Here is a 20,697-nt window from a genome sequence, read left to right on the forward strand (position 1 = left end):
CGTCTATCACCCACATGCGTCTCCCTGCTTTCGCTTGTCCACAGAGAGTCCGCGATCTTCCATGGTCGCCGACGTCCTCGACCAGCCGAGGACCCGACGGCGGGGAGCACCGATGGCGGGACGCCGGACCGGATCGTGGACCCGGGGGGCGCTCGGCACCGCCGTCGCGGCCGGCGCGGTGCTCGCGTCCGTGCTCGCCGCCCCCGTGGCCGGCGCGGTGCCGACCAGCGAGTCGTGGGTCGCCGAGCTCGCGATCGAGGGCGGCGACGACAGCAACGTCGTCACCCGTGACGAGGCCGTGCGCCTGCGCGACACCGAGCCGCGCGCGACGAGCACCGGCGCGGCACCCGCCGAGGGACAGCTCCTGCTCGCCCCGCGCCGGCCCGCCGCCGTCACCGACGAGGTGTCGGCCGACGTCGCCGCCGACGTCCCGGCGGGCGCGCAGGTCGTCGTCTCCGTGCGCGGCATCCGCGACGACGACACGTGGAGCGAGTGGCGCGAGGCCGCTCCCGGCGCCCCGGCGCGCCTCGAGCAGCCGACCTTCGAGATCCAGGTGCGCGTCACCCTCGTCGCCGCGCCGGACGGCTCCGGGCCCGCGCTGCGCCGGCTGGGCCTGACCGCGCAGAGCGGCCCGCAGCGCTTCGCCGCGGCGGAGCCGGTCACGACCACTCCCCTGACCTCGCGCGTCTTCGCCACCCGGATCGGCCTCGTCGGCAACGACACCGCCAACGGCCACGAGGTCCGGCGCGACGACCGCTTCGCCGCCCTCCCGTCGCGGCGCAGCCTCGCGCCCCGCGACACCGGCGACTACACCGCGCGCGTCTGCGCCTCGGAGACCCGCTGCACCTGGGTGCCGGTCTGGGACGTCGGCCCGTGGAACACCCGCGACGACTACTGGAGCGAGAGCGCGCAGCGCCAGGAGTTCGGCGACCTGCCCCGCGGGCGCCCGCAGGCCGAGGCCGCCTTCACCGACGACTACCGCGGCGGGCGCGACGGCTCGGGCCGCCGCGTCGCCAACCCGGCCGGCATCGACCTCGCCGACGGCACGTTCCAGCAGGACCTCGGGCTCACCGACAACGCCTGGGTGAGCGTCACCTACCTCTGGACGGGCACCGGCCCCTCGGGCACGGCGATCGACCGCACCGCACGGCTCGAGGTCCGCGCCGCGCCGCTGGCCGACGCGGGCGTCGTCGGCGTCGTCGCCCCGCAGGCCCGCATGTCCTACGAGTGCGTGGTGGACGCCGGTGCCGGCCGCACCGGGGTCGGCACCCGCTGGATCCGCCTCGGACCCGCCCAGTTCGTCCCGGCCGACCAGGTGGAGGCGCGCGATGTCCCGTCCTGCTGACTCCCGGCGTCACGCCGCCCTCGCCGTCGCGGCGGGTGCCGTGGGGCTCGCCCTCGCGCTCGCGGTGCCGGCCGGGGCGTCGACCGACCCGCCGCGCACCGAGAGCTGGTCGCCCGAGCTCGCGATCGACGGCGGCGACGACCGCGGCGTCGTCCTCGACGGCGGCGCGATCCGGCTCGACGACTCCGGTGGCCGCGACGGCGAGCTGGTGCTCGCGCCGCGGCGGACCACGGGCGTCGTCGACTCGGTCACCGGCGTCCCCACCGCCGACGTCCCCTCCGGCGGCTCGCTCGTCGTCGAGGCGCGCGGCCTGCGCGGCGACGGCACCTGGGGCTCCTGGGTGACCGTGCCGAGCGACGGCGCCGCCCGCCTCGGCGGCCCGAGCACCGAGCTCTCCGTCCGCGTGCTCCTGCGCCGTGCCGACGGGGGCGCGAGCCCGGTCCTGCGCGCGCTGTGGCTGAGCACGACCGCGGTCCCGGCCCCGGTGACCACCGAGACGCGCACCGAGACGCGGACGAAGACGGTGACGCCGGACCCGACGACCACGACGACGTCGGCGGAGCCCACGACGACCACCACGACGGCCGAGCCGACCACGACCACCACGGCGGCGGAGCCCACGACGACCACCACCACGCCGCGGCCGACGACCACCACGACCGTCGAGCCGACCACCACCACGACGGCGGAGCCGACGACCACCACGGCCGAGCCCACGACGACGACCACCACGGTCGCGCCGACCACGACGACGACGCGCGAGCACCCGCGGCCGACGCGGCCCTCGCGCCCGGCCCAGCCGCCGGCCGACGAGACCTCCACGACGACGAGCACCACCACGACCACCACGACCACGCCGCCCGTGGTGCCCCCGCCCGGCCTGCTGCCCGGGCTCCCGGGCCTGCCCGCGCCGCTGCCGGTGCCGCTCCCGGCCGCGACGCCGGTGGCCGACGCCGCCGCGGGCCCGTCGTGGGGCCAGGGCCTGCTCGACTGGCTCGAGCGCGCCTTCTAGGACCCGGGCACACCCACCGCGTCGGCGGTGAGCACTCCGTCGGCGTCGGGCACGCCGAGCACGCTGACTCGGGTGCCGCGGACGAGGCCGGTCACCGGCCCGGGGCGTTGCTGCTGATCGACCACGCGGGTGGCGGGCGAGGTCCGCACGGGCACGAGACGCCCCTCCGGGGTGCGCACGGCGATCAGCCCGTCGGCGGTGCTCTCGAGCGTGCCGACGAGCGGGACCCCGGTGCCCGGGGGCGGCGCGCAGGTGCGGCACCCGACGGCGAGGTAGCGGTCGGCGATCACACCCCCGAGCACGCCGAGCACGAAGACGGTCAGCAGCGCCAGCGCCGTCACCCAGCGCCGCGGGCGCGGACGCTCCCGGTCCGTCGGCGGCTCGTCCGGTGGTGGCGGCTCGCCGGGGTCGGTCGCGTACTCGCGGGCCCGGTAGTACTCGTCCTCCCAGTCGTCGCTGCGGTCGTACTCGCGGTGGCCCTCGTCGTCGCGGTAGGTCACGGCCGCGATCCCGTGTCACGGGGCACGAGGACCCGGTCGCCCTCCCGCAGCCCGGCGCGGATCTCGACCGACGTGGCGTCGGCGATGCCGGTGGTGACCGTGAGGACGCGGTTCGGGCCGCGGCCGTCGGGCGGGGGCACGAGCACCGTCGCGCGGTCCGGGGAGACGCGCCGCACCGCGGCCGGCGGCACGACGAGGACCCCGACCGCGCGGTCGACGACGACCCGCACGTCGGCGGCCTGGCCCACCCGCAGCGTCGGCGGGGGCAACGGGGAGGCGACGCTGACGCCGTAGGCGCCGTCCGGGCCCGGCGCGGGCTCGACGCCCACGACCTCGCCGAGCACCGGGTCGCCGACCCCGTCGACGACCGCCGACGCCGACTGGCCCGGCAGCACCCGGGGGACGTCGCGCGGCGGCACGGCCGCGCGGACGACGAGCGTGGCGAGGTCCGCGAGGCGCACGAACGGCCGGCGGCTCGGGGCGTCGTCCGGGGTGGGCGCGCCGGCGTCCACGCGGTCGCCGACCTGCCCGGCCACCGCCGTCACCGTGCCCCCGCGCGGGGCCCGCAGCACCGTGCCCTCGAGCTGGCGGTTGGCCTCGGCGAGCTCCGCGCGGTCGCGCGCGGCCGCCGCCTCGAACCGCCCGACGGCCACGAGGTCGACGGGGACGGCGCTGCGGGCGGCCGTGATGTCGCGGGTGTCGGCGGCGAGCGCGGTCTGGGCGGCGGCGATGCGCGCGCGGGCGGGGGCGTCGTCGAGGGTGGCCAGCACCTCGCCGGGGGCGACCGTCGCGCCGGGCGCGACCGGGATGGTCGTCACGACCCCGCTGACCACGAACGACACGTCCGCCTCGCCGCCGCTGCGGACCGACCCGGGGGCGCGGACCTCGGTGACGACGTCGGCGCGCACCACGGGCACCACGGTCGCCGTCCGGCCGGGCAGGAGCTGGGGCTCGCGGAGCAGGACCACCGTCCCCGCGCCGCCGGCGAGCAGGACCACCACCAGCACCGTCGGCAGCAGCCAGCCCAGGCGGCGCCGACCGGTGGACATGGTGTCCGACCGTAATGCGGGGTGATGCCCGGTCCGGGGAGGAGCGCGCCCGGCGTGTCACCCGTCCGAGCGAGGGATCAGTCCGCGACCGCGACGAGGTGCCCGACGGCGTCGCCCTCGCGCGTGAGACGCAGCAGCTCGGCGGCGAGGTCGGCGCGGGCGACGCGGTGGCCTCCCGCGAGGTGGCGGTCGAGGGCACGGCGGTAGCTCCCGGTGCGCGGCCCGTCGGTGAGCTGGGGCGGGCGCACGATCGTCCAGTCGCGGTCGCTCGCGCGCACGATCTCCTCCATGCGGGCCATGTCCGCGTAGGGGTGGCGGAACACCCGCTGCAGGATCGGCTTGACCAGCCAGCGCACCGCGAGGTCGTCGCCCTCGCCGGGCAGCCCGGCGGCGCTGACCACGACGAGCCGGCGCACCTGCGTCCGCTCCATGGCCGCGAGGACCGCGGACACCCCGTCGGTGCACACCGTCGTCGGCCCGCGGCCCCGCCCGCCCAGAGCGGAGATCACCGCGTCGGCGCCGCGCACCGCCTCCTCGAGAGCATCGGCGTCGTCGAACCCGGCGCGCACGACCATCGCCCCCGCCGGGACGTCCGATCCCGCGCGGGCCACGGCGACGACCTCGTGCCCCTCCGCGACCGCCTGCGTCACGACCTCGCGCCCGGTCCGGCCGGACGCCCCCAGCACCACGATCCGCACGACCCCTCCTGGGTGAGTGAGCACTCACCAACCTAGGATGACCGCGTGCCCCGCAGCGCGTCAAGCCGGTCCACGCGCGACCGCATGCTCGACGCCGCCCTCACCGTCATGCGCGACCACGGGGTCGCGCGCGCGACGACGAAGGAGATCGCCCGCGAGGCCGGCTTCTCCGAGGCCGCGCTGTACAAGCACTTCGACGACAAGACGGCACTCTTCGTCGCCGTCCTCGTCGAGCGGGTGCCCTCGCGGCTCACCGACGTCCTCGACGGCCTCCCGGCGCGCGTCGGCACGACGGGGGTGGAGGAGCTGCTCGTCGAGGTGGCCACCGAGGCGATCGCGTTCTACCGCGAGACCTTCCCGATGGGCGCCTCGCTGTTCTCGGAGCCGGCGATCCTCGCGGCCCACCGCGCCGCGCTCGCGCGGCTCGGCACCGGACCGCACGTCGCCGTCGACGGCCTGGCGTCCTTCCTCGCCGCCGAGGCCCGCGCGGGCCGCGTGGACGCGGCGGTCGACCCGCGGGCGTCGGCCCTGCTCCTGCTCGGGGCGTGCCAGATGACGGCGTTCCTCGCCGCCTTCGGCGACACCGACGAGGCCGCGACGGGCGACGGCCTCGCCCGCGCCGCCGTCCGCGGGCTGCTCCCCCGCTGAGCCCCGATCTCCGCGACCCCTCCGATCGGACTGTTTCCCCGCATCGCCCCCCGCAGCTGCGATCATCTTCGCCCGGCGATCACCGCATCTGCGGAGGAGTGCCTCCGACCTGCGGAGACTCTGCTCACCGCACCCTCGCGACGCGGTTAGGGTGGAACGCGATGACCGCCCTCGACCTCGGTGTGCCGGCCGTCCCCGGAGCCGCCACCGCCACCACGGACACCAGCGGACGCCCCGCCGACGCGCGCCTGGTCGACTCCTGGGGGCGCGTCGCGACCGACCTGCGGGTGTCGCTCACCGACCGCTGCAACCTGCGCTGCACCTACTGCATGCCCGCCGAGGGCCTGGAGTGGATGCCGACCGACCAGGCGCTCACCGACGACGAGATCGTGCGCCTGGTGCGCATCGCCGTCGAGCAGCTGGGCGTGCAGGAGATCCGCTTCACCGGCGGCGAGCCGCTGCTGCGCAAGGGCCTCGAGGACATCGTCGCGGCCACCGCCGCGCTGGCCCCGCGCCCCGAGATGTCGGTGACCACCAACGCGCTCGGCCTCACGCGCCGCGCCGCGGGCCTCGCCGCCGCGGGCCTGGACCGCGTCAACGTCTCCCTCGACACGCTGCGCCGCGACCGGTTCGCCGAGATCACCCGGCGCGACCGGCTCGACGACGTCCTCACCGGCCTGCGCGCCGCCCGCGAGCACGGGCTCGACCCGATCAAGATCAATACGGTGCTCATGCCCGGGCTCAACGACGACGAGGCGCCCGACCTGCTGGCCTGGGCCCTCGAGGAGCGCTACGAGCTGCGCATCATCGAGCAGATGCCGCTCGACGCCGGCCACTCCTGGCAGCGCGACCGCATGATCACCGCCGAGCAGGTGCTCGCGGCGCTGCGCACCCGCTTCACGCTCACCGAGGACTCCGCCGAGCGCGGCGGCGCCCCCGCCGAGCGGTTCCTCGTCGACGGCTGGACCGGCCACGACGGCGGGCCGGCGAAGGTCGGCGTGATCGCCTCGGTGACCCGCCCGTTCTGCGGCAACTGCGACCGCACGCGCCTCACCGCCGACGGGCAGGTGCGCAACTGCCTGTTCGCCCGCTCGGAGAACGACCTGCGCGGCCTGCTGCGCGGCGGCGGCACCGACCACGAGATCGCCGACGCCTGGCGCGTGGCGATGTGGGGCAAGAAGCCGGGCCACGGCATCGACGACCCCGGGTTCCTGCAGCCCGACCGGCCCATGAGCGCGATCGGAGGATGATGGGCACGACGACCGACGTCCGCGTCTCCACCGTCACGGTGACGGTGCGCTACTTCGCCGGCGCGAAGGCCGCCGCCGGCACCCGCAGCGAGCCCGTCGAGATCCCCGCCGGCGCCACCGTCGCCGACCTCGTGACGGCGCTCGCCGCCGACCACGGCGAGGCGCTGGCCCGCGTGCTCGGCGCCGCGAGCTTCCTGCTCGACGAGACCGCGGTGCACGACCGCACGACCGTCCTCCCGCACGGCGCGACGTTCGACGTCCTCCCGCCGTTCGCGGGCGGCTGAGCCGCCACGCCCGACCCCGGGCCGGTGTTCTGGTGGGTATGAGCGTCGTCCACGAGACCCGGATCGGTCCCCTGCACCTCGAGGCGTCCGAGCACGGTCTGACCCTGCTCGGCTTCTCCCCCGTCGACGGTGACGTCGCGCGCGGCGCGGCCGCCGAGGAGATCCTCGACCTCGCCCGCCGCGAGATTGACGAGTACCTCGACGGCACGCTGCGCGAGTTCACCGTGCCCGTCGACCTGTCCGCCCACCCGGCCTGGGACCGCCGCGTCCTGACCGAGCTCCGGTCGGTCGGCTACGGCGACACCGTCAGCTACGGCGAGCTGGCCGCCGCGACCGGGCTCGCCGCCGGCGAGGCCCGCCGCGTCGGCGGGGCCATGGCCCGCAACCCCGTGGCGATCGTCGTCCCGTGCCACCGGGTCGTCGGCGCCGACGGCAGCCTCACCGGCTACGCGGGCGGGCTGGAGCGCAAGCGCGCCCTCCTGGACCTCGAGTGCGCCGACCAGGTCCTGTTCTGATCCGGCCCTGACTCACGGCTCACACCGGCGAGCCGGCCTCCCGATCACCGGGTAGTCGTTGCGCAAGCGAACGATCACCGGCGATCGAGGAGGTCGGCATGCCGCGCGCGGACGTCGAGATCCACCTGCAGGCGTTCTCCACCCACCGCGACGACGTGGCCCTCGTGCACCGCGACCGGCGCCTGACCTTCGGCGAGCTGGTCGACGCCGTGCACCGGACCGCCCGCGTCCTGGCCCACCGGGGCCTGGGGCCCGGCGACCTCGCGGTGATCATCGGCGGCAACGAGCCCGAGGTCATCGTCGCCCGCTACGCCGCGAACCTCCTCGGCGCGGGCGTCACCCAGCCCTACGCGGGCCTGGCCGACAGCGCCCGCGGCCGGATCGTCGACGACGTCGAGGCGGCGCTGGTGCTCGTCGCCCCCGGTCACGCCGACGAGGCCGACGCGGTCCTCGCGCACGCCCGGCCGGTGCCCGTCGTCGTGGTCGACGACGCCCTCGTCGCCGGCGTCGACGCGAGCCCCGTCGCGTGCGCGGCGCGGCCGGAGGACGTCGAGCAGATCCGCCACACGGGCGGCACGACCGGCCACCCCAAGGGCATCACCTACACGTTCGGCCACCACCTGCGGATGCTCGAGAGCGCCGGGAGCATCCTCGGCGGCGACGACGCCCCCGGCGCCCAGCTGGTGTGCACGACGATCGCGCACGCCGCGGGCGGCATCGCCGACCGCACCCTCGCCGGTGGCGGCCGCGTCGTCCTGCTCGACGGCTTCGAGCCCGGCGAGGTCCTCGCGACGATCGAGCGCGAGCGGATCACCGACCTGTGGCTGCTCCCGCCGCTGCTGCACCGGCTGCTCGACCACGTCGATCCCTCTGGCCGCGACCTCGACGCGCGCGACCTGACGAGCCTGCGCACCGTCGTCTACGGCGGCGCGCCCGCGGTCCCCGCGCGCATCGCCGAGGCCGTCCGCCGGATCGGGCGGGTGTTCGTCCAGTTCTACGGCCAGACCGAGGCGGGCGGCGTCAGCATCCTGTCCCGCGAGGAGCACGACGACCCGGCGCTGCTGGAGACCGTCGGGAGGGTGCTGCCCACCACCGAGCTGGCGGTCTGCGACGAGCACGGCGCGCGTGTCCCCGAGGGCGCCACCGGCGAGCTGTGGGCGCGGACCGGCATGGCGATGGACCGCTACTGGAAGCAGCCCGAGCTCACCGCCCGCACGATCACCGCGGACGGCTGGGTGCGCACGGGCGACGTCGGGTTCCTCGACGAGCGCGGCTACCTGCACGTCGTCGACCGGCTCGGCGACGTCGTCGTCGTGGTGGGCGGGCACGTGCACACCTCCGAGGTGGAGAACGTGCTGGTCGACCACCCGGCGGTGCGCGAGGCGGCGGTGTTCGGCGCGCCGGACGCGGACGGGTCGGAGAGCGTGCGCGCGGCGGTGGTCGCCGACGGGGACGTCGACGCCGGCGAGCTGGCCGAGCACGTCGCCGAGCACCACGGCGCGATGGCGGCGCCGCGCGAGGTCACGGTGGTCGCCGAGATGCCGCTGACCGACACCGGCAAGGTCGACAAAAGGGCGCTGCGGGAGCGGGTGGGCTAGATGCTGCGGCGCAGGCCGGCGAGCTCCTCGAGCAGCTCGGCGACCTCGTCGACGTCCTCGACCTCGTAGGGCGAGCCGGGTCCCAGCTCCTCGCCGACACCCACGACGACGTCGGCGGACGTGCCGGTGACCGCGACGCCGACGGCGACGAGGGCGGTGGCGCCGACCTCGTCGCGCAGGGCGCCCAGGCCCTCCGGCGCGACGGCCCGCAGGCCGCCCTTGGCCCCCGACAGGAACATCAGCTCGGCGACCTCGTCCAGTGGCCGGTCGGAGACCACCGCGACCGTCGTGTCGGCCAGGGCCACGAGGACGTTGAGTGCCTCGGACGACACCTGCTCGGCCCGCGCCCCGGCGGGGTCACCCTCGTCCGGCGCGAGCGCCCCGTCGAAGGCGCAGGCCACGAGCAGCCTAGGCGTCTCCGCGACCCGGTCGAGCGCACCCCACAGCGGATCGTCGGTGTCCACGGTCGATCAGCCTGGCATGACGTTCACGGCGTGGTCCAGCGCCGCCCAGAGGTACTGCACGGCGTACGCGCGGTACGGCCGCCAGGGCTCGGCGCGGGCGACGAGGTCGCGGTCGCGGGCGGGCAGGCCGAGCCGCTCGGCGGCCACGCGGATGCCGAGGTCGCCCGGCAGGAACGCGTCGGGGTCGCCGAGCGCGCGCATCGCGACGGTGTCGACGGTCCACGGGCCGATCCCGGGCAGGCCGGCGAGCGCGGCCCGGGAGGCGGGGACGTCGGCCGGGTCGAGCACGACCTCGCCGTCGGCGAGCGCCCGCACGAGCCCGAGCAGCGTGCGCTTGCGGGTGCGGGGCATGCCGAGCTCGTCGGGGTCGACGGCGGTGAGCGCGGCCGGGCTCGGGAAGAGGTGGGTCAGCGTGCTGCCGGGGCCGGCGAACCCGTCGGGCAGCGGCGTCCCGTGGCCGCGCACGAGGCGCCCGGCGTGGGTGCGCGCGGCGGCGGTCGAGACCTGCTGGCCGAGCACGGCGCGCACGGCGAACTCGTCGGCGTCCGGTGAGCCGGGCACCCGCCGGCCCGGCGCCTCGTCGACCAGCGCCGTGAGCACCGGGTCGGCGCGCAGGGTGCCGTCGACCGCGGCGGGGTCGGCGTCGAGGTCGAGGACGCGGCGGGCCAGGCGCGCGGCCTCGTCGGCGTCGGCGGGGTCGGTGAGGGTCAGGGTGGCGTCGACCTGATCGGCGATGGGCCGCAGCGACACGACCCCCGGCCCGCCGGGCAGCGCGAGCGTGCGGCGGTAGGCGCCGTCGTGCCACTCCTCGACGCCCGGCACGGCCGTGGCGACGAGGTGGCCGAAGAGGTTGTCCGGGCACAGCGGCGGGGTGAAGGCCAGCGTGCGGTCCTCGACGTGCACCACGCGGGCATCCTGTCCGATCGCTCCAAGCCCGGCCGCGCGGGCGCTCCCTACGGTGAGCGCCATGGCACCCCGTCTCTCCGTCGTCGAGCTGGTCGTCGCCGACATGGCCGCCTCGCTCGCCTTCTACCGCCGCCTGGGCATCGACGCTCCGCCCGAGGCCGACACGCAGCCGCACGTCGAGGTCGACCTCGGCGGCGGGCTGCGCCTCGCGTTCGACACCGAGGCCACGATCCTGTCCTTCGACCCCTCGTGGACCCGGCCGACCGGCGGCCCCCGCAGCGCGCTCGCGTTCGCGTGCGACTCGCCCGCCGAGGTCGACGACACCTACGCCGCCCTCGTCGGGGCCGGGTACCACGGCGAGCTCAAGCCCTGGGACGCGTTCTGGGGTCAGCGCTACGCGACCGTGCAGGACCCCGACGGCGGGTCGGTCGACCTGTTCGCCCCGCTACCGGGCTAACAACCCCGTCGGCGTCGTCCCGGCCAGCGCCCGGACCTCGCGCGCCAGGTGCGGCTGGTCGGCGAAGCCCTCGGCGGCGGCGACGTCGGCCCAGGGCGTGCCCTCGCGGGCGCGGGCCAGCGCGCGCTGGAGCCGCAGGATGCGACCGAGGTGCTGCGGCCCGAACCCGAACACCGGCAGGCAGCGCCGGTGCAGCGTGCGCGGGGTGGTGCCGAGGTCGTCGGCGAGCCCCGCGACGTCGCTGCCCCGGGCGAGCGCGCCGAACACCCGCGCCCCGAACCGCTCGTCGGCACTCGGCGGCGTGGCGGTGGCGACCCCGAGCAGCACGCCGGCCGGGTCGTCGGCGACCCGCTCGGCCAGCTCGCGGGCGCGGGCGTCGCCCCACAGGGCGTCGAGCGCGACCGTGGTGTCGCGCAGCTCGTCGGCGCGCAGCCCGAGCAGCGCCGGGCCCCGCCCGTGGGAGAACCGCAGGCCCACGTGGCGCCGGCCGCCGCCGTCGTTGGACCGCGCCGCGCCGTCGGGCCCGGCGACGACCAGCCCGCGCCCGTTCCAGATCAGGTCGAGGCAGCCGTCGGGCAGGATCGTCCCGGGCGCGCCGGCGCTGCTCCAGAGCACGACCCCGGGCGCCACCCGGCGCTCGCGGTACCCGTCCACGCCTCCATGGTGCTACGGGGAGGGAGCGAGGGGCACCCTGGCTGCGTGGGACGCAGCGAGGGTGACCCTCGCTCGCACGCATCTCGCACGGTCAGCCGACGAGGTCCCGGTAGCTGCGCCAGTGCCCGGCCGGGGTCTCGACGCTGCGGGCGGCGAGGACGGCGTGCACCACGGCGCGGGTCACGCAGTCGGCGCCGGCGGTGAGGATCTCCTGGACGCCGCCGAGGTCCGGGGCCGGGCGGGCGGTGGTCGCGAGGCCGAAGAACGTGTCGCCGTCGGTCATGCCGTGGGCGGGGCGCACGGCCCGGGCGAGGCCGCTCTGGCCGACGGCGGCGAGCTTGGCGCACTGGGCGACGGTGAGCCCCGCGTCGGTGGCGACGACGCCGATCGTCGTGTTCAGCGTGGGCGGGGCGGCGGCGTCGCGCAGGGTCGCGAGCAGGGCGGCGCGGTCGTCGGGCAGGGCGGGCAGCTCGGCGTCGTCGGCGTGACGGTGGCGCGCGCCCCAGAGCTCGCCGGTCGCGGGGTCGACCGCGGAGCCCGCGGCGTTGGCGACGACCAGCGCGGCGACCACCGTGCCGTCGGCGAGCACCGACGACGCCGACCCGACCCCGCCCTTGAGCCCGCCGACCACGGTCCCGGTGCCCGCGCCCACCACGCCCTGGGCCGGCGGCGCGTCCGTGCACGCTGCCAGTGCGGCCGCGCCGAGCTCGGCACCGGGCCGCGCGGTGAAGCGCCCGCCGCGCCCGAGGTCGAAGACGACGGCGGCGGGCACCACGGGCACGACCTCGCCGGGTCCGCCGACCGGGAACCCGCGCCCCTGCTCACCCAGCGCGTCGGCGACCCCGGAGGCGGCGGCGAGCCCGTAGGCGCTGCCGCCGGTGAGCACCACGGCGTGGATGCGCTCGACGAGCGTGCGCGGGTCGAGGGCGTCGGTCTCGCGGGTGCCGGGCCCGCCGCCGCGCACGTCGACGCCCGCGACCGCGCCCTCGGGTCCCGGCAGCACGACCGTCGTCCCCGACAGCGCGCCCTCCCCCGAGAGCTCCGCGTGCCCGACCTGCAGGCCCGGGACGTCGACGATCGTGTTCGTGGCGCCGGAGTGCACGGGAGCAGCCTCGCAGAGCGCGTCCGGCCGTTCCGACCGAAGGGCACCTTCGCTCGGGTAGAGCGGCGACGGGCGCCCACCGCCGGAACCGTCACGCCGACCCCGGAACGAGCGAAGGGCACCTTCGGTCGAACTAGTCGACCGAAGGTGCCCTTCGCTCAGTACGGGTCAGGCGCTCAGTTCTTCGAGCCCCCGCGCGCGATCAGGATGATCGCGATGATCGCGGCGAGCACACCGGCGCCGATGCCCACGGGCGCGAGGCGCTTGAGCACGGCCTCCCGCGAGCTGTCGAGCAGGTCGATCGCCTCGACCTGCGGACGGCGCGCCGTCGACGCGGCGGCACCCGCAGCGGTGCCGGCGGCAGCGCCCGCGGCGCCGCCGACCGTGCTGCCGACCGACCCGCCGGGCTTCGCGCCCGCGTCGGCCTTGGCCGCCGAGGCGACCGTGGTCGGCATCGCCGCGGCCGCCGGGGCCCCGGAGCCGGACGAGACCGGCGTCGGCGCCGCGGGCGTGCTGACCGGGGCGTCGCCCGCCGTCGCGGCCGTGGCCGCGGGCGCCGGGGTGGTGCCGTTGCCGCCGCTCGCCGGGGCCTCCGACGTGGCGGCGGCGGCCGGGCCGCCCGCGCTGCCGAACTCGTCGGCGAGGCACGAGGCGAACTGGCCCAGGATCTTGTCGCCGACGTCGGACATGACGCCGCGGCCGAACTGCGCCGGCTTGCCGGTCACCTGCATCTCGGTGAGGACGGTGACCTTGGTCTTGCCCCCGCCCGCGTCGCTCATCGTCAGCGTCGCCTTGGCCGACGCGGTGCCGTTGCCCCGCGAGTCGCGGCCCTGGGCGTCGACGACGACCTTGTGGTTGCTCTTGTCGCGCTCGACGAAGGTGCCCTTGCCCTTGTAGGTCATCGAGATCGGGCCGAGCTTGACCTTCACGGTGCCGGTGAAGTCGTCACCGTCGTGGGAGTCGAGCGTGGCACCCGGGAAGCACGGCGTGACCTTCTCCGGGTCGTTCAGGGCGTCGAACACGGTGTCGATGTCCACCGGGACGGTGAACTCGTTCTCCAGCTTCACGGGCTCCTCCTGCAGAGGGTGCGGATCACGACGGCGGCCCGCCCCCGCGGTGCGGGGGCGGGCCGGGGCGTCGTGACGATCGGGTCGTCAGCGAGTGGTCGACGTGGTCAGCCCACGGCCGCGAGGACGGCCCGGCCCGTGAGCACCCGGGCGAGGTGCTCGCGGTAGTCCGAACCGGCGTCCGCGTCCGCGGTCGGGCTGGTGCCCTCGGCGGCGGCCTGGGCGGCCTGACGGACATTGTCCTCGGTGGCCGACTGCCCGACCAGCGCTGCCTCCACACCACGGGCGCGCACCGGGGTGCCCGCCATGTTGGTGAGGCCGATGCGCGCGTCGGTGATCGAGCCACCGTCGGTCTTGACCGTGGCCGCGACCGCGACGATCGACCAGGCCTGCGCGACCCGGTTGAACTTCTCGTACCGCGCGCCCCACCCGGTGTACTTCGGGAAGCGGATCTCCGTGAGGAGCTCACCCTCGCCGATGGCGGTGGTGAAGTAGTCCTCGAAGAAGTCCGCCGCGGCGACCGTGCGGGTCCCGTCCGGGCCGGCGATGACGAACTGCGCGTCGAGGGCCAGCGCCGGCGCGGCGAGGTCACCGGCCGGGTCGGCGTGGGCCAGGGCCCCGCCGAGCGTGCCCCGGTGCCGGACCTGCGGGTCCGCCACCGTCTTCGTCGCCTCCTGGATGAGGGCGACGTGCTGGCGCAGCGTGTCGTCGCGGGCGACGTCGTAGTGCGAGGTCATTGCCCCGACCACGACGGAGTCGCCGTCCTCGCGGACGCCCTTGAGCTCCGCGATCCCGCCGAGGTCGATGATCAGCGACGGGTCGGCCATCCGGAGCCGGAGCACCGGCAGCAGGCTCTGGCCGCCGGCCAGGAGCTTGGCGTCGTCGCCGCCGTCACGCAGGGCCTGCACCGCCTCCTCGACGGTGGTGGGCCGGACGTAGTCGAACTGGGCCGGGATCACAGGTTGCCTCCCTCGGGCATGTCGCGGGCGGTGGAGCCGAGGCCCGCACCCGGCGAGGCGACGTTCGCCTCGTCGGCGCGCCCGGCGTGACCCGACGCGTTCTGGATGGCGCTCCAGACGCGGTACGGGGTGGTCGGCATGTCGATGTCCTTGACACCGAGGTGCCGGATCGCGTCGAGCACCGAGTTCACGACCGCCGGGGTGGAGGCGATCGTGCCGGCCTCGCCGACGCCCTTGACCCCGAGCGGGTTGGTCGTCGACGCGGTCGTGGTGTTCGCGGTGTCGAAGCTGATCAGGTCCGCCGCGGTGGGCAGCGTGTAGTCGACCAGCGTGCCCGAGAGCAGCGTGCCCTGGTCGTCGTACGCGGCCTCCTCGTAGAGGGCCTGCGCGATGCCCTGGGCCAGGCCACCGTGCACCTGCCCCTCGACGATCAGCGGGTTGATCACGTTGCCGACGTCGTCGACGCAGACGTACTTGTAGAGCTCGACGAAGCCGGTCTCGGTGTCGACCTCCACGGCGCACAGGTGCGTGCCGTGCGGGAACGAGAAGTTCTCCGGGTCGAACGTCGCGTGGGCGTCGATGTCGGGCTCGATGCCCTCGGGGTAGTCGTGGGCGGCGAACACCGCGAGCGCGATGTCCTGGATGCCCACACCCTTGTCGGTGCCCTTGACCGTGAACTTGCCGCCCGAGAACTCGAGGTCGCCCTCGGCGGCCTCGAGCATGTGCGCGGCGATCGGCTTGGCCTTCTCGATGACCTTCTCGGCCGCCTTGACGACGGCGATGCCGCCGACCGCGAGCGAGCGCGAGCCGTAGGTGTCGAGGCCCTTGTACGACGACTGGGTGTCGCCGTGGAGGATCTCGACGTCGTCGAAGGGCACGCCGAGCTGGTCGGCGACGATCTGCGAGAACGCCGTCTCGTGGCCCTGCCCGTGCGGGCTGACGCCGACGACGACCTCGGCCTTGCCGGTGGGCTGCATCCGGATGGACGCGGTCTCCCAGCCGCCGGCGCCGTAGTCGAGCGAGCCGAGCACGCGGGACGGGGCGAGGCCGCACATCTCGGTGAAGGTCGAGATGCCGATGCCGAGCTGCTTGACGTCGCCGCGCCGACGGCGCTCCTGCTGCTCACGCCGCAGGCCGTCGTAGTCGAACATCTGCTTGGCCTGCTCGGTGGCGGCCTCGTAGTTGCCCGTGTCGTAGGTCAGCGTGCTGACCGTGGTGTACGGGAACTCCTCGTGCTTGATCCAGTTCTTCTCGCGGAACTCGAGCGGCTCCATGTCGAGCTCGAGCGCCACCTCGTCCATCAGGCGCTCGATGCCGAAGGTCGCCTCCGGCCGGCCGGCGCCGCGGTAGGCGTCGGTGAGCGTCTTGGTGGTGAAGACGTTGGTGCAGTCGAAGCGGTACGCCGGGATCTTGTAGATGGCGTTGAACATGAACGCGCCGAGGATCGGCACGCCCGGACCGACGAGGCCCAGGTAGGCGCCCATGTCGGCGATCAGCTTCACGTCCAGGCCGGTGATCCGCCCGTCCTTCGTGACGGACATGGCCAGCTCCTGCACCTGGTCACGGCCGTGGTGGGCCGTGAGCAGCGACTCGGAGCGGGTCTCGGTCCACTTCACCGGCTTGCCCAGCTTGCGGGCCACCAGCAGCGTGAGGACCTCCTCGGGCGCGACGGCGATCTTGCCGCCGAACCCGCCGCCGACGTCCGGCGCGATGACGCGGATCTTGTGCTCGGGCAGGCCGAGCGTCAGCGCCAGCATCGTCTTGAGGATGTGCGGCACCTGGGTGGACGACCACATCGTCAGCTGCTCGCTGTTGGGGTCGACCACCGTGGAGCGGGGCTCCATGAACACCGGCACGAGGCGCTGCTGGCGGAAGCGGCGCCGCACGACGATCTGGTCGTCGTCCGACTCCGCCTTCTTCAGCGCCTCGGCGACGTCGCCGCCCGAACCCGCCTCGCCGGAGTCGAACACCCACTGCGCGTTGGCGTTGGTGCCGATCTCGGGGTGCACGAGGGTGGCGCCGTCCTGCAGCGCCGCCTCCATGTCGAGGACCGGCTCGAGCTCCTCGTAGTCGACCTCGACGAGCTCGGCGGCGTCCTTGGCGATCGCCGCGCTGCGGGCGACGACCACGGCGACGCCCTCGCCCGCGAAGTTGACGCGGCTGCCCGCGAGCGCCGGGCGCTGCGGGGACTTCATGTCCTTGGTGATCGGCCAGGCGCAGGGCAGCTGCACCTGGTCGGCACCGATGTCGGCCGCCGAGTAGACCGCGACGACGCCGGGGACCTGCTTGGCCGCCGACGTGTCGATGCCCTTGATGTTCGCGTGGGCGAACGGGCTACGGACGATCGAGAGGTGCAGCAGGCCGGTGAGGGCCTGGTTGTCGACCCAGCGGGTGCGCCCCGTGATGAGTCGACGGTCCTCCTTGCGCCGTCGGTCCCGACCGATCTCGGGAGCCGGGGTGCTCGGGTTCTCCGTCGTCGTCATCAGGCGCCACCCCCGGCCACCGGCTGGGCGGAGGACTGCTGGGTGGCGGACGCGCCCGGCTTCATCTTCGAGGCGGCGTCCTGGACGGCGCGCACGATGTTCTGGTAGCCGGTGCAGCGGCAGAGGTTGCCCTCGATGCCCTCGCGGATCTCGGTCTCCGACGGGTCGGGGTTGTCCCCGAGCAGGTCGATCGACTGCATGATCATGCCGGGCGTGCAGTAGCCGCACTGCAGGGCGTGGTTGTCGTGGAAGGCCTGCTGCATCGGGTGCAGCTGGCCGTCACGCTCGAGACCCTCGATGGTGAGGACCTCGGCCCCGTTCGCCTGCACGGCCAGGACGGAGCACGACTTCACGCTCATGCCGTCCAGGTGGACGGTGCAGGCCCCGCAGTTGCTCGTGTCGCAGCCGATCACCGTGCCCGTCTTGCCGAGTCGTTCCCGCAGGTACTGGACGAGCAGCATGCGGGGCTCGACGTCGTCCTCGTAGACGAGGCCGTCGACGGTGGTCCGGATGCGTGCCATGGACCTCTCCTCACTCGGCCGCCCGACGCGGCGCCGGAGACCGACCGTCGTACGCCGAGGACGTGGTGGCGTGTCTCGAACCCCGCCCGTCGCGAACGGCGGCGGGCGCGGTTGCCGACCACCTCCGGCGTGGTCGCGGACACATCACACCGCCGTCGCCGGGGCAGCGCAACATCCACTGCGGGGTCGGTCCGTGTGATCAAAACCCGAGGTGGGAGCCCTTCCCACCCCTGATTCCGCAGGCGCGGAACGATCGCCGCAAGACCGCCGATTCTGCGGCACGACGACCACGCTGCGCGCCCGGTGGGCGCCCGAAAGAGACCGGTACAGACAGTCCTGCCCCCCTCCGTTCGGAGGGGGGCACCCGTCACGCGGAGCACACGTGACGCGACCGCCCGGGGTCGGTCGTCAGCCCTCCGAGGACCCACCGGACGCCACCGCCGCGCGTCCGGCCTCGAGACGCGCCACGGGGATCCGGAACGGCGAGCAGGACACGTAGTCGAGACCCGCCCGGTGGAAGAAGTGGACCGAGTCGGGATCGCCGCCGTGCTCGCCGCAGATGCCGAGCTTGAGGTCGTGGCGCACCTCGCGTCCGCGCCACGACGCGATCTCCAGGAGCTCCCCGACGCCCTCGGTGTCGAGCGACTCGAACGGCGAGACCCCGAAGATGCCGGTCTCCAGGTACTCGGAGAAGAACGAGCTCTCCACGTCGTCGCGGGAGAAGCCCCACGTCGTCTGGGTGAGGTCGTTGGTGCCGAACGAGAAGAACTGCGCGGTCTCGGCGATCTGGGCCGCGACCAGGGCCGCGCGGGGCAGCTCGATCATGGTGCCGACCTGGTGCTCGACGGGCGCGCCGTCCACCGCCGACTCGGGCTCCGCGACCACCTCGGCGATCTCGGTGGCGACCGCCTGCAGCTCCTGCACCGTGCCGACCAGCGGCACCATGATCTCCGGAAGCACCGTCACGCCCTCGGCGGCCAGCGTCGCCGCCGCCCGCGTGATGGCCCGGACCTGCATCGCGAACAGGCCCGGTACCGCGATGCCGAGGCGCACGCCGCGCAGGCCGAGCATCGGGTTCTGCTCGTGGAGGCGCCGGACGTTGGCGAGCAGCTCCTCCTTCTCCTCGGTCAGCGTCCCGCGCTCGCGGTCGAGGGCCACCTCCACCGACAGCTCGGTGTAGTCGGGCAGGAACTCGTGCAGCGGCGGGTCGAGCAGCCGGATCGTCACCGGCAGGCCCTCCATCGCGCGGTAGATCGCGGTGAAGTCCTCGATCTGCAGCGGGAGCAGGGCCGCCAGGCTCTTCTCCCGGTCGTCGCGGGTCTCGGCGAGCACGAGGTTCTCGACGAGCTCGCGGCGCTCCCCCAGGAACATGTGCTCGGTGCGGCAGAGGCCCACGCCCTCGGCACCGAACGTGCGGGCGGTGGCGCAGTCCTCGCCGGTGTCGGCGTTCACGCGCACACGCAGGCGTCGGACGCGGTCGGCGTGGCGCATGATCCGGTCGACCGCGGCCACGAGGTCGTCGTTCTCGGCCAGGCCCGTGGACCCCTCGAAGTACGACATCACCGGGCTGGCGACCACCGGCACCTCGCCGAGGTAGACCTCGCCGTTGGTGCCGTCGATCGAGAGCATGTCGCCCTCGACCACCTCGCGGCCGTCGGGCAGCGTCAGCTTCTTCGCCCGGACGTCGACCTCGAGCTCCTCGGCCCCGCACACCGCCGTCTTGCCCATGCCGCGCGCCACCACCGCGGCGTGCGAGGTGCGGCCGCCGCGGCTGGTCAGCACGCCCTGCGCGGCGATCATGCCGTCGAGGTCGTCCGGCGTGGTCTCCCGGCGCACCAGGATGACCTTCTCGCCGGCCTTCGCCCGGCGCACCGCGGTCGGGGAGTCGAACACCGCCGTGCCGCTGGCCGCGCCCGGGGAGGCGTTCATCCCCGTGGTCAGCCGCTCCTTCTCCGCGTCCCGGTCGAAGCGGGGGAACATCAGGTTGGCGAGCTGCGCCCCGGTGACCCGCTGGAGCGCCTCGTCCATGTCGATGAGGCCCTCGTCGACGAGCTGGACGGCCACGGTGAACGCGGCCGCGGCGGTGCGCTTGCCGACGCGAGTCTGCAGCATCCACAGCTTGCCGCGCTCGATGGTGAACTCGATGTCGCAGAGGTCGCGGTAGTGGTTCTCGAGCGTCGCCATGATCTCGAGGAGGCGGTCGTAGGACGTCTTGTCGATCCGCTCGAGATCGGTGAGGGGCAGCGTGTTGCGGATGCCGGCGACGACGTCCTCGCCCTGGGCGTTCTGCAGGTAGTCGCCGTAGATGCCCTGGGCGCCCGAGGCCGGGTCGCGGGTGAACGCGACGCCGGTGCCCGAGTCCATGCCCAGGTTGCCGAAGACCATCGAGCAGACGCTGACCGCGGTGCCGAGGTCGGCGGGGATACGCTCCTGGCGGCGGTAGACGTGCGCGCGGGGCGAATTCCACGACTCGAACACCGCCCGGACCGCGAGGTCCATCTGCTCGCGCGGGTCCTGGGGGAAGTCGCGCTCGGCGTGCTCGCGGACGATGCCCTTGAACGTCTCCACCAGCGTGGCCAGGTCGCCGGCGTCGAGGTCGAGGTCGTTCGTGGTGCCCTTGGCCTTCTTCGCGGCGTCGAGCGCCTCGGCGAAGTGCTCGCCCTCGATGCCCAGCACCGTCGCGCCGAACATCTGCACCAGGCGCCGGTAGGAGTCCCAGGCGAAGCGGTCGTCGCCCGCCTGCGCGGCCAGCCCCTTCACCGAGTCGTCGTTGAGCCCGACGTTGAGGACGGTCTCCATCATCCCGGGCATCGAGAACTTCGCCCCGGAGCGCACCGAGACCAGCAGCGGGTCGTCGGCCTGCCCGAGCTGCTTGCCCATGGCCTCCTCGAGGGCGACGAGGTGGTCGCTGACCTCGTCGGCGAGGCCTTCCGGTTCGGCGCCCTGCGCCAGGTAGACCCGGCAGGCCTCCGTGGTGATCGTGAACCCGGGCGGCACGGGCAGACCGAGATTGGTCATCTCCGCGAGGTTGGCGCCCTTACCGCCGAGCAGGTCCTTCTGGTCGCGGTCACCCTCGGCGAAGTCGTACACGAACTTGGTCATGTGCTGCGTCCTCGTCCCCCGGTAGTCCGACCGTGGAACTCTGGCACGCGGCGCCCCCGCCGGACACGTCCGAGCGGCCCGGC

The 20,697-nt window shown here is 74.9% G+C and carries 20 protein-coding genes; 8 read left to right on the forward strand and 12 right to left on the reverse strand.

The window, feature by feature from the left end; translation table 11 throughout:
* Positions 1–112: 112 nt before the first annotated feature.
* Complete coding sequence (locus EV188_RS08015) at positions 113–1,345, forward strand: hypothetical protein (RefSeq protein WP_133825726.1); 1,233 nt, start codon at positions 113–115, stop codon at positions 1,343–1,345.
* Entirely contained in the window at positions 1,329–2,357 is a 1,029-nt protein-coding gene (locus EV188_RS32205; RefSeq protein WP_208114066.1) for a hypothetical protein, read from the forward strand. Before EV188_RS08015 ends, EV188_RS32205 begins: the two co-directional genes overlap by 17 nt.
* On the opposite strand, the gene EV188_RS08025 is transcribed toward EV188_RS32205, so the two are convergent.
* The 3 genes from EV188_RS08025 to EV188_RS08035 all read right to left on the reverse strand — a co-directional run bounded on the left by EV188_RS08025 (position 2,354) and on the right by EV188_RS08035 (position 4,604).
* Positions 2,354–2,857 carry a hypothetical protein gene (locus EV188_RS08025; RefSeq protein ID WP_133825727.1) on the reverse strand — a complete coding sequence of 168 codons (504 nt, stop codon included), beginning with the start codon at positions 2,855–2,857 and terminating at the stop codon, positions 2,354–2,356. The two genes, EV188_RS32205 and EV188_RS08025, sit on opposite strands and share 4 nt — an antisense overlap.
* The gene (locus tag EV188_RS08030; protein WP_133825728.1) at positions 2,854–3,906 is read right to left on the reverse strand and encodes an efflux RND transporter periplasmic adaptor subunit; all 1,053 of its coding nucleotides are present in this window, start codon (positions 3,904–3,906) and stop codon (positions 2,854–2,856) included. Before EV188_RS08030 ends, EV188_RS08025 begins: the two co-directional genes overlap by 4 nt.
* Positions 3,907–3,983: 77 nt before the next feature.
* Complete coding sequence (locus tag EV188_RS08035; protein ID WP_133825729.1) at positions 3,984–4,604, reverse strand: NAD(P)-dependent oxidoreductase; 621 nt, start codon at positions 4,602–4,604, stop codon at positions 3,984–3,986.
* 45 nt (positions 4,605–4,649) lie between these two features.
* Between EV188_RS08035 and EV188_RS08040 the strand changes: the two genes are divergently transcribed.
* The 5 genes from EV188_RS08040 to EV188_RS08060 all read left to right on the forward strand — a co-directional run bounded on the left by EV188_RS08040 (position 4,650) and on the right by EV188_RS08060 (position 8,899).
* Positions 4,650–5,252, forward strand: a complete 603-nt coding sequence (locus tag EV188_RS08040) for a TetR/AcrR family transcriptional regulator (RefSeq protein WP_133825730.1) — start codon at positions 4,650–4,652, stop codon at positions 5,250–5,252.
* Between the two features lie 161 nt (positions 5,253–5,413).
* Complete coding sequence (moaA, locus tag EV188_RS08045) at positions 5,414–6,502, forward strand: GTP 3',8-cyclase MoaA (RefSeq protein WP_133825731.1); 1,089 nt, start codon at positions 5,414–5,416, stop codon at positions 6,500–6,502.
* On the forward strand, positions 6,499–6,786 hold the full coding sequence (locus tag EV188_RS08050; protein WP_424922917.1) for a MoaD/ThiS family protein: 288 nt from the start codon (positions 6,499–6,501) through the stop codon (positions 6,784–6,786). The genes moaA and EV188_RS08050 overlap by 4 nt, the downstream gene beginning before the upstream one ends.
* A 38-nt stretch (positions 6,787–6,824) precedes the next feature.
* A complete protein-coding gene (locus EV188_RS08055) occupies positions 6,825–7,301 on the forward strand; it encodes a methylated-DNA--[protein]-cysteine S-methyltransferase (RefSeq protein WP_133825732.1) in 477 nt (158 codons plus the stop codon).
* Positions 7,302–7,399: 98 nt separating this feature from the next.
* Positions 7,400–8,899, forward strand: a complete 1,500-nt coding sequence (locus EV188_RS08060; protein WP_133825733.1) for an AMP-binding protein — start codon at positions 7,400–7,402, stop codon at positions 8,897–8,899.
* Here the strand turns inward: EV188_RS08060 and EV188_RS08065 are convergent.
* Positions 8,896–9,363: an HAD family hydrolase gene (locus EV188_RS08065; RefSeq protein WP_133825734.1), complete on the reverse strand. Its 468-nt coding sequence runs from the start codon at positions 9,361–9,363 to the stop codon at positions 8,896–8,898. The two genes, EV188_RS08060 and EV188_RS08065, sit on opposite strands and share 4 nt — an antisense overlap.
* A 6-nt stretch (positions 9,364–9,369) precedes the next feature.
* Entirely contained in the window at positions 9,370–10,269 is a 900-nt protein-coding gene (locus EV188_RS08070; RefSeq protein ID WP_243741553.1) for a DNA-3-methyladenine glycosylase family protein, read from the reverse strand.
* A gap of 61 nt (positions 10,270–10,330) precedes the next feature.
* On the opposite strand from EV188_RS08070, the gene EV188_RS08075 reads away from it, so the two are divergent.
* On the forward strand, positions 10,331–10,726 hold the full coding sequence (locus EV188_RS08075; RefSeq protein WP_133825736.1) for a VOC family protein: 396 nt from the start codon (positions 10,331–10,333) through the stop codon (positions 10,724–10,726).
* Here the strand turns inward: EV188_RS08075 and EV188_RS08080 are convergent.
* The 7 genes from EV188_RS08080 to ppdK all read right to left on the reverse strand — a co-directional run bounded on the left by EV188_RS08080 (position 10,715) and on the right by ppdK (position 20,614).
* Positions 10,715–11,380: a helix-turn-helix domain-containing protein gene (locus tag EV188_RS08080; RefSeq protein ID WP_133825737.1), complete on the reverse strand. Its 666-nt coding sequence runs from the start codon at positions 11,378–11,380 to the stop codon at positions 10,715–10,717. The genes EV188_RS08075 and EV188_RS08080 overlap by 12 nt on opposite strands.
* Before the next feature lie 91 nt (positions 11,381–11,471).
* Positions 11,472–12,482, reverse strand: a complete 1,011-nt coding sequence (locus EV188_RS08085) for a P1 family peptidase (protein WP_133825738.1) — start codon at positions 12,480–12,482, stop codon at positions 11,472–11,474.
* 176 nt (positions 12,483–12,658) lie between these two features.
* Positions 12,659–13,549: an SRPBCC family protein gene (locus EV188_RS08090; RefSeq protein ID WP_133825739.1), complete on the reverse strand. Its 891-nt coding sequence runs from the start codon at positions 13,547–13,549 to the stop codon at positions 12,659–12,661.
* A 107-nt stretch (positions 13,550–13,656) separates the two neighbouring features.
* Positions 13,657–14,508, reverse strand: coding sequence for an FAD binding domain-containing protein (locus EV188_RS08095; protein WP_133825740.1), 852 nt, complete (start codon positions 14,506–14,508; stop codon positions 13,657–13,659).
* The gene (locus tag EV188_RS08100; RefSeq protein ID WP_133825741.1) at positions 14,505–16,991 is read right to left on the reverse strand and encodes a xanthine dehydrogenase family protein molybdopterin-binding subunit; all 2,487 of its coding nucleotides are present in this window, start codon (positions 16,989–16,991) and stop codon (positions 14,505–14,507) included. Before EV188_RS08100 ends, EV188_RS08095 begins: the two co-directional genes overlap by 4 nt.
* Positions 16,991–17,512 carry a (2Fe-2S)-binding protein gene (locus EV188_RS08105; RefSeq protein ID WP_133825742.1) on the reverse strand — a complete coding sequence of 174 codons (522 nt, stop codon included), beginning with the start codon at positions 17,510–17,512 and terminating at the stop codon, positions 16,991–16,993. The genes EV188_RS08100 and EV188_RS08105 overlap by 1 nt, the downstream gene beginning before the upstream one ends.
* A 408-nt stretch (positions 17,513–17,920) precedes the next feature.
* The gene (gene ppdK / locus EV188_RS08110; RefSeq protein WP_133825743.1) at positions 17,921–20,614 is read right to left on the reverse strand and encodes a pyruvate, phosphate dikinase; all 2,694 of its coding nucleotides are present in this window, start codon (positions 20,612–20,614) and stop codon (positions 17,921–17,923) included.
* Between the last annotated feature and the right edge of the window lie 83 nt (positions 20,615–20,697).

Source organism: Actinomycetospora succinea (assembly GCF_004363095.1).
GTDB lineage: Bacteria > Actinomycetota > Actinomycetes > Mycobacteriales > Pseudonocardiaceae > Actinomycetospora > Actinomycetospora succinea.

What these genes read in the sequence shown, in the direction of transcription:
- EV188_RS08015 (WP_133825726.1), top strand. Translation starts at nt 113, where the DNA reads ATGGCGGGACGCCGGACCGGATCGTGGACCCGGGGGGCGCTCGGCACC.
- EV188_RS32205 (WP_208114066.1), top strand. Translation starts at nt 1,329, where the DNA reads ATGTCCCGTCCTGCTGACTCCCGGCGTCACGCCGCCCTCGCCGTCGCG.
- EV188_RS08030 (WP_133825728.1), bottom strand. Translation starts at nt 3,906, where the DNA reads ATGTCCACCGGTCGGCGCCGCCTGGGCTGGCTGCTGCCGACGGTGCTG.
- moaA (WP_133825731.1), top strand. Translation starts at nt 5,414, where the DNA reads ATGACCGCCCTCGACCTCGGTGTGCCGGCCGTCCCCGGAGCCGCCACC.
- EV188_RS08050 (WP_424922917.1), top strand. Translation starts at nt 6,499, where the DNA reads ATGATGGGCACGACGACCGACGTCCGCGTCTCCACCGTCACGGTGACG.
- EV188_RS08055 (WP_133825732.1), top strand. Translation starts at nt 6,825, where the DNA reads ATGAGCGTCGTCCACGAGACCCGGATCGGTCCCCTGCACCTCGAGGCG.
- EV188_RS08060 (WP_133825733.1), top strand. Translation starts at nt 7,400, where the DNA reads ATGCCGCGCGCGGACGTCGAGATCCACCTGCAGGCGTTCTCCACCCAC.
- EV188_RS08075 (WP_133825736.1), top strand. Translation starts at nt 10,331, where the DNA reads ATGGCACCCCGTCTCTCCGTCGTCGAGCTGGTCGTCGCCGACATGGCC.
- EV188_RS08100 (WP_133825741.1), bottom strand. Translation starts at nt 16,991, where the DNA reads ATGACGACGACGGAGAACCCGAGCACCCCGGCTCCCGAGATCGGTCGG.
- EV188_RS08105 (WP_133825742.1), bottom strand. Translation starts at nt 17,512, where the DNA reads ATGGCACGCATCCGGACCACCGTCGACGGCCTCGTCTACGAGGACGAC.
- ppdK (WP_133825743.1), bottom strand. Translation starts at nt 20,614, where the DNA reads ATGACCAAGTTCGTGTACGACTTCGCCGAGGGTGACCGCGACCAGAAG.